General features: G+C 41.2%; 9 protein-coding genes and 1 pseudogene. All 10 read left to right on the forward strand.

Annotated features, from left to right (window positions below; all coding sequences use genetic code 11):
• Positions 1-139: 139 nt before the first annotated feature.
• Positions 140-1144 (forward strand): annotated as a pseudogene (locus tag VL121_RS16040) (RHS repeat-associated core domain-containing protein); the annotation flags it as partial.
• Complete coding sequence (locus VL121_RS16045) at positions 1125-1517, forward strand: hypothetical protein (RefSeq protein WP_325407178.1); 393 nt, start codon at positions 1125-1127, stop codon at positions 1515-1517. The pseudogene VL121_RS16040 and the gene VL121_RS16045, both read left to right, overlap by 20 nt.
• 207 nt (positions 1518-1724) lie before the next feature.
• The gene (locus VL121_RS16050; protein WP_325407179.1) at positions 1725-3257 is read left to right on the forward strand and encodes an RHS repeat-associated core domain-containing protein; all 1533 of its coding nucleotides are present in this window, start codon (positions 1725-1727) and stop codon (positions 3255-3257) included.
• A 6-nt stretch (positions 3258-3263) separates the two neighbouring features.
• Positions 3264-3929 (forward strand): hypothetical protein, encoded by a 666-nt coding sequence (locus VL121_RS16055; protein WP_325407180.1) that lies wholly within the window; start codon positions 3264-3266, stop codon positions 3927-3929.
• Positions 3930-3967: 38 nt separating this feature from the next.
• On the forward strand, positions 3968-4486 hold the full coding sequence (locus tag VL121_RS16060) for a hypothetical protein (RefSeq protein ID WP_325407181.1): 519 nt from the start codon (positions 3968-3970) through the stop codon (positions 4484-4486).
• Positions 4487-4647: 161 nt separating this feature from the next.
• A complete protein-coding gene (locus VL121_RS16065) occupies positions 4648-4854 on the forward strand; it encodes a hypothetical protein (RefSeq protein WP_325407182.1) in 207 nt (68 codons plus the stop codon).
• Between the two features lie 64 nt (positions 4855-4918).
• The gene (locus tag VL121_RS16070; protein ID WP_325407183.1) at positions 4919-8410 is read left to right on the forward strand and encodes a T9SS type B sorting domain-containing protein; all 3492 of its coding nucleotides are present in this window, start codon (positions 4919-4921) and stop codon (positions 8408-8410) included.
• A gap of 106 nt (positions 8411-8516) precedes the next feature.
• Positions 8517-9500 (forward strand): DUF6263 family protein, encoded by a 984-nt coding sequence (locus VL121_RS16075; protein WP_325407184.1) that lies wholly within the window; start codon positions 8517-8519, stop codon positions 9498-9500.
• Between the two features lie 416 nt (positions 9501-9916).
• Complete coding sequence (locus VL121_RS16080) at positions 9917-11095, forward strand: acetyl-CoA C-acyltransferase (protein ID WP_325407186.1); 1179 nt, start codon at positions 9917-9919, stop codon at positions 11093-11095.
• An 86-nt stretch (positions 11096-11181) separates the two neighbouring features.
• Positions 11182-11973 carry a DUF1501 domain-containing protein gene (locus tag VL121_RS16085; RefSeq protein WP_325407188.1) on the forward strand — a complete coding sequence of 264 codons (792 nt, stop codon included), beginning with the start codon at positions 11182-11184 and terminating at the stop codon, positions 11971-11973.
• Positions 11974-12156: the final 183 nt, after the last annotated feature.

Below are 12156 nucleotides of genomic sequence, written 5' to 3' on the forward strand. Positions count from 1 at the left end.
CAGGCAGGTTTTTTCTTTTCAATTGAAAAGAAAAAAGTTCTATTTTGGGCATTGTAACAAAGTTCTTTGAGTGGCTGCCCTCGAGAGTGGGACATTTTTTGAAGCATAGCCAAAATAGTATGGTAGTTATTATCCGTTCGGGCTTACTATGGCCGGGATATCATCAAAGGCGCTGAATAATGCGGTAGAGAATAAGAGAAGATTTAATGGAGGAAATGAATTACAGAACAAAGAGTTCTCTGACGGTAGTGGACTTGACTGGTATGATGCACACTATAGAACATTTGATCCTCAAATTGGAAGGTTCCATCAATTAGATCCGTTAGAAGGTCTTTCATTGAATCTGTCACCTTATGCTTTTGTAGGTAATAATCCTGTTTCTTTTAATGATCCCTGGGGCTTGTATAAAGATTCTATCAAAACAAAAGAAGGCGACTATGCTTATGCTAATAACCCCACTCTGTCTACGGTTTACGTTATGGGGAGAAAAAAGACTGGTTCTAATTGGCTAGGCTGGCCAAGAATGCATAAGGGGCAATCGGCATGGAATAATGAAATGTATGCAAGGCAAAGAGATGGCAGATCCTTAGTTCAGGGAAATGAGCCATCATGGGTATTAAATGATTTAGCTTTTCATAAAAGGAACTACCAGGCAAATGTAGAATACCGGCAAATGCAGGTAGCTGCAGTAGCGCTTATTGGTTCACCGGTTATATTATCAACAATGTCAGCTCCGGCATTAGTAGGTGTTTTGCAAAGAGTAGGGCAGCTATACGGGCGATCACTATTGCAAAATACTGCACTTGAAGTTTTAAAGAACAGGGGAGATTTACAATCATTGGATATTCACGATATTCTTACATCAACAGCGGCATCAAGGTTAGGCGTATTATCAAGAGTAGGTGTAGAAGCCTATAATGCAACTACAGATTTTAATGCGCAAAATGGGCTTCAGACTGTATTTATACCTGCTTACAATAAAGCATATAGTGCAGTTCTTTTAGATGCAGTATTTAGTTATTTAAAATTAGCCGGAGGAGCAATTGGGCAGGGAACGGGAGCAACAAGCACTTCTATTGAAGCGTTGAATGTAGTATTAGATCAGGGTCAAAAAACTATCTCGGATGCAGGACAAAACAATTAATAAGTATATTAAATACATACTTTTCGGGGCTATTTTGTTAGGCATAACCTATATGTTTTTTACGGGAAGAATTATGAGTAAAAAGTTAAAAGAGAAGGGAGTATATAAGTTAGGAATTATTAGTGATATTAGGAATGGAAAGAATGGCGCTCTGCATACATGCAACTATATTTATCATGGAGAATCTTTTACTACAAAATTTACGGCTGCTGGCTTAGGATTACAGAAAGGTAATTTGATTTTTATAAATTTCTTGCCTTCAGATCCTAAGATGTGTAATCCTCTTTATGAAACCAAAGTACCACCTTGCCTTACTATAGAAAGTAGCCCGGAAGAAGGGTGGAAAAAATTACCGCCGGACACATGCAGATAGTGTGATATTATTATTGATACTGGCGCAGGTCTGTAGCATCGACATTGTGGGATAGCCGACCTGTTGCCTGGAGATTACTTGTTGGTACTGGCGCAGGTCTTGTCGTATAGCGTTGTGCATAGCCAGACCTGTTGCCAGCGCATTACTTGATTTACAAAACAACAAAAGAAAATAAGCCCGGCAGCGCCGGGCGTCAGCAATACAGATATGCTCACCAATGTGCTGGGCAGCCTTATCGCCTCCATTGGCGGCAGCGGCGCCACGGGGAGCCTGGTAAAAGGCGGGGCGGCCGGCATTAATACCGCGCTAACCAACACGCCGGGATTTGTAAACACCGTTACCCCCGCCGGCAACGTCTCCGCGCCGCAGGCCTATTTAACCATTATGTTCTTCGATGAACGGTTTAACTTTATCAGCGCCGCCGATGGCGGGGTTTCCCAGGCTCAGGTAGCCGCAACCTGGAGCACCTCCACCTCGCCGCTGGCTTTGGGCATGGTAAAAGCGCCGAAGAATGGCTATGTGTACGTGTACATCAGTAACCGCAGCGAGCAGCATGTGTATTTCGATGACTTTAAAGTAAGCCTGCAGACAGGTAATATCATAGAAGAGAACCACTACTATTCATTTGGGCTGAAGATTGCGGCCATCAGCAGTAAAAAACTGGGGCATGTGAACGAGGGGTTGCTGAAGAATGATTATTTTTATAACGATAAGGAGCCCTTTGACGATGGGGGCCTGAACTGGTACAATTACGGCTTCCGGAATTACGACCCGCAGATCGGGAGATTTCCTCAGTTAGACCCGTTAACGGACTATTATGCTGTGCTGACACCATATCAATACGCCGGTAATGATCCGATCGTAAATGTGGACCTTGATGGGCTTGAGCCATTAAGTTCTGTTAATGGCGCAGTATCAGGAGTGACGGGTGCAGCAAGGGATTTCACTTATGCATACAACACAGCGAGCCTGGTTTTAGGCCCGGCGATGCAAGCTGCAACTGCAAGCTCAACGGTTTTCACATCTATCAATCTTGTCACCAGCATAACAAGCCTGGTTGCTACAGGTGCAAATATTGTGTCTGATATTATTAATAGTAAAAGTGTTACGCAACAGGTGGGGAGTATGACGAAGATAACAGGAAATAATAGTGCAGGGTATAAACTTGAGCAGCAGGACGATGGATTTGATTATTATACTAACATAGATATAGCAGCGTTTGTGTGGGCGCAGAAGGTCGGAGGAATTCGTGGGCAATTGGAGAATATAGAATGGTCATCTAAAATCTTTTCAAAGACTGTGAATGGTATTAAATATTATGCCGTTACAAGAGAAGGTCGATTAAAAGATAGCCAGTTTGCTGAAAATCAGTCACCAGGACCTGATGCAAATGATTCTTATCATGGGGCTTTGCCAAAGGGGGCTGTTTTAGAGGGACATATTCATTACCATCCGTTAGGGTCTGGTAAAATAAATGAGTCCTTTAGTCCGCCTCGGGGTAACCGATCAGGTGATTTTGGAATGATGTCAGGTTTCCCAAACCTAAGATTTTATGTTTTAGGATCATCAGGTGAACTTTGGGGAAGAATTCCTGCAAATGACAAACCAAGATCGGTATTTCCAACAGATCACGATGGAGGAAAAGTATATAAAGTTGCAGATAATTTTTACGGAGAGGGAAAAATTAAATCGTACATTAAATTAACTAAACAACTTTTAACACCAATAAGGTTAAAGTAATATTTTATGAAAAAAAATATATTGTTCATTTTAATAATTGTTTTTTCATCATCGTGTAATTTTTGTAGAAAAAAAACTCTACAAATTAAAAGCGTTGATCTTGAAACAGTAACTCCAGATACTTTAGTTTACGGAGAAATTTTTGATGAATCAAGGAACGGACTGGAAGCTGTGTGTAAATTTATCGGTTTGAGCAATTTGCAAAAAGATCAGGGGAATGAAGATGAAATTCGGTTTTGGTTCGGCTATGATCGTTCAGATAGTGCGAAAATAATTGTATTAAAAAAGAGAGGAGGTAGTTGGCAATCAATGATTTATTTTCTAAAGTACAGCAATGACGAAAAGTTTTATATTACGTCTGTTGAAAAAAGAATGGAGCAGGGAGAACCAAAATCAGGCTGGAATGTTTTTTTTAATAAGTTGGAGGGGTTAGGGCTAAGCAAGCTTAAAAATTTCGATAAAATACCCGGATATACTCTTACAACAGGTGGAGATCAAATAACTATAGAAATTCGGAAGAATAATAAGTATAACAGGTATGAATACCCTAACTATCTGGTTCATTTAACAGAAACGCCCTTAAAGGAAGTTGATGAAGTATATGAAATGGCATTGTTAATGCAAGAAGAATTTGGATACCGGTTGTATCCTCGTCCTCCCATGGAGTATTAAATATGTTGATAAAATCTTTTAAAAGTTTATTAGATAAGATGGATAAGCCATTCAAGGAAATAATTCTATTGAATACGCTAATATTCACTTCAATTTTAGCTTTAGGTCAGGTTAATGCACCGTTGGTAATAACTTCAGATGTAAACTTGAAAGAAGTTCATCTTGGGGATACTATTTGCTTTACGATAAAGAATAAGACGCTAAAAGACAGAGGATATACTATAGAAGTAATAACTTCCGAATCTCAGGATTTGAAAATTGGATATGATGCGGTATACACTGCTTATTTTAATAGCGATGCTTCTTTTTTCATTGAGCTTGATAGTATAAAAAGAATGTCTCGAAAGCAAAAAGTACCTTATTTAATGCCTGATCCTAATTTAACACCTTATGATATTGGTGCAAATAAAAAATCTACATTTCAATTTATTGTAAAGGGGAAAGAAAGAAAAAAGGGAATTAAAGTTCAATTCAAAATAATTCCGGATTTGGTTGATGAAGAGTCAGAGGTTTTAATACTATCTAAACCATTTTTTCTATTTGCAGCACCATTTTGAATTTTGACTGTGTGTATTTTTTTTTAAAATAAAAATAGAAAAGTAAAAATAAGATAACAGGATTGGTGCACAAGGCGATTCTACCAAACTTGCGCAAGAGCATATATGACTTTGTAATAGTTTTAAAAGCTATGCCTAAAACAGAATAAAATTCCTGATATATGAGAAGGCTGTTTCTACTTATTCTGATCCCTTTTTGTTCTTCTTTCCTGGGCGCTCAGCAAAAAGATTTTGAGAGGGTCACAGGCAATCAGATGATTACACTGGAGCTCCTGGATGGCGCTTTTTTTCCACGCAAACAATCCGAAGAAGATCGCCTTGTGGGCTATATTTCCATCAAAGCGGGATTTCGCAATATCTTTAGTTAATATTAAAACCCTTTGCCAATTTTCGGAAACGCTTATGCCTAAATTAACCTGCAATATCTGCATCATGCTCTTTTGCGTTGTTGTATTGCTGTTTCCATGTTCATCTATGGCCCAGCGCGATACTATACGGGAGCAGCCCCGTGCTGGAAGAAGCAATCAATCTTATATCTTTTCCTATTCCGGCCTTCATCCGGAATTATCTAAACCACTGCAGCACCCGTTTAAGTTGGCGCCTATGCATTCGTTGCGTACCCAAAAAAGTAGTTATAGAACTTCGGGTGCTATTGATGTACAGATGAATATCACTCAGCCTACCTGTGGATATGGCAGTGGTTCCCTGGTGGCAGCGGCTTCAGGCGGTGTTGCCCCATACAGGTATGAAGTAACAGATGCCTACAATTATACAGCAAGATATAACACCGGTAATGTTCGGCCCCTGTCTGCAGGTAACTATATACTGAAAGTGATTGATGCCAACGGTACATTTGTCGAAATCCCTTTTACACTCACCGATACTTATCCGGCCGTAAAGTTAGATTTGGAGTCCTTTACGCCGGCATCAGGGTGTGATGTCAAAGACGGCAGTATTACGGTTATGGCTTCGGAAGGCAGGTCGCCCTACCAATATAGCTGGGACAGGGTAAATTATGATGACAACAGATCCTTTTCGGGACTGAGTTATGGGCTTTATAATATTTTTGTAAAAGATGCCAACGGCTGCGTAGGCATCTACGAAAGCTTTCCAATCATAGCCAGATTTGGTTGCGACAACCCCCTGGCAATAGCTGGAGGCGGCTACACCTGTGGTAATCGTTCTGTGATTGATTTTAGAAATTTGGGAGACAAGGGGCCATACTCCTATTCACTGGATGGTATAAACTACCAGGACAAAGGATACTGGAAGGATATTGGTCCGGGTAATTATACGGTATGGTCAAAAGACAAAGATGATCGTATTATACTTTTTTCATTCCAGGTAATTGAGTGGTGCGATATTCAAGTTACTTATGTAGGAGTAGATGCGGCCTGTAAAGAGGAAGATGGTATGCTGACTATTACGGCTGAGAATGGGGTTCCTCCATACTCCTATTCTATTGATGGGGTGTACTATCAGTCTTCAAATGTATTTTCGGATCTTGCCCCGGGGTATTATATAGTTACCGCCCGGGATTTTAATAATATCAGCAGCTCGGTAAGCGCCGATGTGTATGATAAATGCCCCGCCATGAATTTATCAACTACTAAGGAAAGCTGTGCCGGTAATGATGGTTCTGTTCTTATCTATGGCTTTAAAGGCACTCCTCCTTATGTTTATTCCATAGATGGTCAAAACTTTCAAACTGAAACAAGCTTTACCAATTTAAAAGAAGGTAGTTATACCATAACAATGAAAGATGCGCTGGGCTTCACAAGTACCAGTGATATTTATGTTGCTAAAGGCTGCCTGAACGTAATAGCTTTACCGGAAGATGCAGGATGTGAGGGAGGAAAAATTACGGTATCAGCCTTTGGGGGGCTTGAGCCTTATCAATACGCTGTTAACGGCGGCGCCTATAATACAGAACGGGTGTTTACCAATTTAACAGCCGGTGTTTACACCATTCGTGTAAAGGATGCCGCTGATGCCGAAGGCAGTGTACAAACCATTGTCAATTCGTCCCGCACACTCGCATTAAATATCCAGTTGGGTTATGCAGGTTGTTCATTGAATGACGGGAGTTTGCAATTGCAGGCAACAGGTGGTACAGCTCCGTATATGTATAGCATCAATGGTACAGATTTCCAGTCCTCAGGCAGCTTTACAGCAATGGCTCCGGGTAATTACACTACATGGGTGAAAGACGCAGCCGGCTGTACTTTTAAAAAGGATACCAGTGTAGCGATCAATTGCCTGAAATTTACAACCGACCGGTATAGCGCAAATTGCAGAAAAAGCGATGGCGTTTTAAAAGTAAAGGCAATGGACGGCATAGCTCCTTTTGAATTTTTGATAGATGGAGTCCACTTTGGCGCCGATAGTACTTTTAGAGATGTGGTTCCCGGAACATATACTATAACAGTGAAAGCGGCTGACGGTAGCGTAGAGACCGATAAAGTTACTATTGATGAAGTTTGTATTGCTTTAAGTTTTTCCGTACAAAATGCGGTTTGCCAACTTGACAATGGAAAGATAGAAATTTCTGCATCTGGTGGAACAGCACCTTATCAGTATTCGAAAGATGGCATCAGTTTCCAAAGTTCTAATAGCATAACAGATCTGGCAGCCGGCAGGTATAAAATATTCGTAAAAGATGGGGAAGGAAGAATGTTAGATACCGCTATACAAATTATTGAACAGGAACCGCCACATATTTCAATATCAACACACCCGGCATCTTGCGATGATAATGATGGGACAGCCTATGTAAAAGTCAATGGGGCCGTATCGCCTTATACTTTTAGCATTGATGGAGCAACTTTCCAACAGGATAGTAATTTTTTCAGGTTGCCTCATGGAAATTACGTCTTCGTAATGAAGGATGCAAATGGCTGCAGGATCGAACAGACTGCCACGGTGAACAGCATCAATAATCTTTACTTAGATATTGGCGCAGATACAACTTTATGTGAAGGCGAAACACTTGTACTGCAACCTTCCTCCAATGCGCTGAATTATTTATGGAGCCCTTCAGCATCTTTAAACAATGCAACGGCCAAAAATCCGGTAGCAGCGCCGGCAAGTTCTACAAAATATACGCTGAAAGTAACACGCGGAATTTGTGAATTATCAGATGCGGTAAATGTTAGCGTAATGGACGCACCAATCGCTAAAGTTTCTAACGATATTACTATTTGTTATGGTGAGAGTACCGAATTACATGGATCAGGAGGAGACAAATATACCTGGAGTCCGTCTACATATCTTATTGATGCTCATTCGGCAACTCCCCTGGTTCAAAAACCGGCTGCATCTGTTGCTTATCAATTATCGGTAGAAGATCAATACGGTTGCAGATCTATTACTCCATCCTCTGTAAAGGTCGTAGTTACAGCAGCGCCAAATCTTTTTGCTGGCAATGACACTTCCATAGTAATGAATGAACCTATACAGCTTACCGCTTTGGATGTAAATAATAGCGGGTTCATAACATATCAATGGTCCCCGGAATTCGGCTTGAGCGATCCAGGCTCATCAGCTCCTGTTGTGAAAATTGATCGTGACATTACTTATACAGTAAAAGCGCATACGGCTGCAGGGTGTGAAGGTTTAGATGAAATACAGATCAAGGCATATCAAAAAGCTGAGATATATGTAGCAAGCGCATTTACTCCCAATGGAGATAATATCAATGATATACTCAGAGCAATGCCGGTAGGCATCAACAGGTTTAATTATTTCTCTGTTTTTGACAGGTGGGGAAATCTTGTGTTTAACACCAATACACCAACGTTGGGATGGAACGGATCAATAAATGGTAAAAATGTTGCTACAGGTGCGTTCGTATGGAAGGCACAGGGAATTGATTTCAAAGGAAACCTGATTTTCCGGAAAGGAGTGGTTACGATCATTCAATAATATTATCATGAGAAGACCAAAGCAAATATTGATTGCAAAGGAGGTTTTCCATAAGTATTTGAAATTAGCGGGGACAGGTATCAAAATTTAAATTTATTATTTAATCATGATAAAGCTAAAGCACGTAACAGTTGGCATATTGCTTTTTTTAAGTTGTAAAAATAAAGATGCAGATACTATTGTGATGGATAATATTGTTGAAGACGTTATCAATAATGTAGCGATTGATACAAGCTTCAGTACCAGGTTGCAACTTAACCCGCCTGATGCTTCAGTATATATCTACCGCTCAAAAAATGAAACATCGTATGATCTGAAATTTGATGATAGAGAAGTTAAAAGTTCAAATGCTTCGGATGTGCAATATCGCTATGCGGTCCATAAGGATTCTGCCGGGAAATTTATTATGGATATTTTATTCGATAGTATTAAAGTTCTCTCCCAAAAGGATAATGTAAAATCAGAAGCAGATGCTGCTAACGCAATGCTGTCCGTTAATCCACTGGAACGGATGTTGGGTATGTTGAAAGATCAGGGTATCCAGGTAAAATTAAGCGCTTCGGGTGTAGTGGAATCTATAAGCGGTTACGAGGAATTAGGCCAGCGGTTTTTGTCGAAGTTTGCAGAGGACGATACCTATGGAAAAACTGTTGCAAAAGAGCAATGGGATAAAATTATAGCTAACGGATTGGTGAAAGGGCATTTGAATCAATTGTTTAAGGCATTCCCGGATGCTCCCATTTACCAGGGTTTTAGCTGGAAGTTGAAAGAAAGGGTTGAAGGCGAGCTTCCGTTAGAAATGGAAACTACTTTAAAAATAAAAAGTGTAGACCCTAATGGACAGATCATAATAGTTTCAAACGCAGATTTGAAAAGCGCCGAAGATGTAATTGTTGAAATGCCGGGACAAAAGGGAGTAACGGCGAAACTCTCCGGATATAGAAAAGGAATCTTACATGTTAATGCAAAAACAGGTATGGTAGAACGCAGTGAATATATTAGCGATATGAATGGGACAATACTTGTTCTTGGCAATTTTGTGCCAATTAAAATAAAAAACAAGGTCAAACTGGAGGGTAGAGAAAAATAGCAGGAACACAGCATCAGCTCTGTAATATCGTTCCGCCGGGATCTTCGCCTGGTACAGCAGTAAAATCCTGCAGGGCTTTCTGAACAAAATGGAGCGCTGCCTCATATTTTTTAAACTGGGCATATAAAATTTTTCATCACCGGTTTTCCAATAATTTCCTTCATCACTAAGGGTAAAACTTTCCAGGTATTTTGCAGCAATATGTTTTAAAAGTTTGATGATAGCAATAGGGGCATCCGGGCCGGCGTATTGTTTTTGTATCGTCAGGATATGCCTGGCATAAATGACCGTTCTATGAAGGCCCCCTGCGCAGCTCAGCTTACACAATAAAATGCACCCAGCAAGATTTTGGTATCCATATCCGGAACAATTATCTTTGAATTACAAAGTTGCATAAACAACTAAACGTACACACCATGCAGGATGCCTATATAGTAGCGGGTTTTCGTACAGCCGTAGGGAAATCCAAACGCGGAGGATTCCGTTTCACCAGGCCCGATGACCTTGCCATAGAAGTGATCAAAAATGTGCTCGCTTCTGTGCCGCAGTTAGAAGCTAAACGTATTGATGATGTAATTGTAGGCAATGCTGTTCCGGAAGCGGAACAGGGTTTGCAGGTGGGGAGAATTATAGCGGCAAGGGCATTGGGTATTGAGGTGCCGGGGATGACGATCAACCGCTATTGCGCTTCGGGTTTGGAAGCCATTGCTATTGCAACTGCTAAAATTCGCACCGGAATGGCGGAATGTATTGTGGCGGGTGGAACCGAAAGTATGAGCTTAGTACCCACCGCAGGCTGGAAAACGGTTCCTGCCTATTCCATCGCTAAAGATGAGCCGGATTATTACCTGAACATGGGACTTACAGCCGAAGCCGTTGCTAAAGAATATACTGTAAGCCGTGAAGATCAGGATATGTTTTCTTATCATTCTCATCAAAAGGCCATTACCGCTATGCAAAACGGCTATTTTAAAACGGGTATACTGCCTGTAACCGTTGAAGATGTATACTTAGATGCTAAGGGAAAAAGACAAACCCGGAGCTATGTAATGGATACGGATGAAGGACCGCGTAAAGACACATCTGTTGAAGTACTGGCAAAGTTAAAGCCCGTGTTTGCAGCCGGGGGGTCAGTAACCGCCGGAAATTCTTCACAAACCAGCGATGGAGCGGCATTTGTGATTGTAATGGGCGAAAGTATGGTGAAGGAGCTGGGGCTAAAGCCCTGGGCGCGCCTGGTGGCATGTGCATCGGCAGGTGTTCATCCCCGTATTATGGGTGTTGGACCAATTGAAGCGGTGCCCAAAGTATTGAAGCAGGCGGGTATGTCATTGCAACATATTGATCTCATTGAATTAAATGAAGCGTTCGCATCGCAATCACTTGCCGTAATCCGTAGGCTGGAGTTTAATCCCGATATTGTAAATATAAATGGAGGCGCTATTGCTTTAGGGCATCCTTTGGGCTGCACGGGTTGTAAGCTTACCATACAAATTACGCATGATATGAAGCGGCTGAATAAAAAATATGGCATTGTTACCGCCTGCGTGGGCGGAGGACAGGGGATAGCGGGAATCATTGAAAATATCAATTAAATATTGCTGCTACAGATAATAAAAAGGCGGCTTCCAATACAGCGCAGCAGCTTCCTTACCCTGAAAATAACGGGCTGGCCGATCAGTTGAAAATAGTAGCCCGCCTCATTAAAGGAGGATTGAAAACACGGGTATACATGGTAAGCTACAATGGGTTTGATACCCATTCTATGCAAACCGACCAGGCGGATCCCACAATTGGAAAACATGCCGGACTGCTGAAAGAGTTGTCAGACAGTGTAAAAGCATTCCAGGACGACCTTGCATTTATGGACATTGAAGACAGGGTGATCTCTTTTACTTTTTCGGAGTTCGGTCGCAGGATCAAATCTAATTTTAGTATAGGCACCGATCATGGCGTGGCGGCTCCCATGCTTGTATTTGGAAGCAAAGTGCAAAGCGGTGTTTTAGGTAAAAACCCTGATATACCTGCGGGTGTTTCCGTTAACGATAATATTCCTCATCAATATGATTACAGGAGCATATATGCTTCTATCCTGGAGCAATGGTTTTGCGCCGATACGGTTGCGCTGCAATCCGTATTGTTAAAGAACTTCCAGTCACTCCCGCTTATTCAAAACGGTACCTGTTCGGGCATAGATGATCTCAATAAAAAAGCGGGTGTAAGCCTCATCTCCAACTATCCCAATCCCTTTACAACACAAACCCATGTTAAATATATAACGCAGGGCGGGCATGTGCTGGTGCAGGTTATAGATTGCATGGGGCGGGTAGTAAAAATATTGGTTGATAAAGTACAGGATGGCAATACCTATACCCTGTCATTTGATAGTACGGGTCTTGCTACCGGTGTATATTACCTGCGATTGCAGAATGGACCTTTGCAGCAGGTGAGACCCGTGCTGAAGGTAAAATAATAACACCCTATTGTCATTCAAATGGAGATGGAAGCGTACAACGTATAACCTGTTTGATCATTTTTATTATATGAGCGCATATAAAAGAACAGTAAAAATAGCAGAGCTGTTATTTAAATTGCTATTTTCAGGCAGGGATTAAGTCTCGAATCAATATCTTCAATCGAATTTTCCTGATCACTC

This window comes from Agriterribacter sp. (genome assembly GCF_035497235.1).
In the GTDB taxonomy this organism is placed as follows: domain Bacteria; phylum Bacteroidota; class Bacteroidia; order Chitinophagales; family Chitinophagaceae; genus Agriterribacter.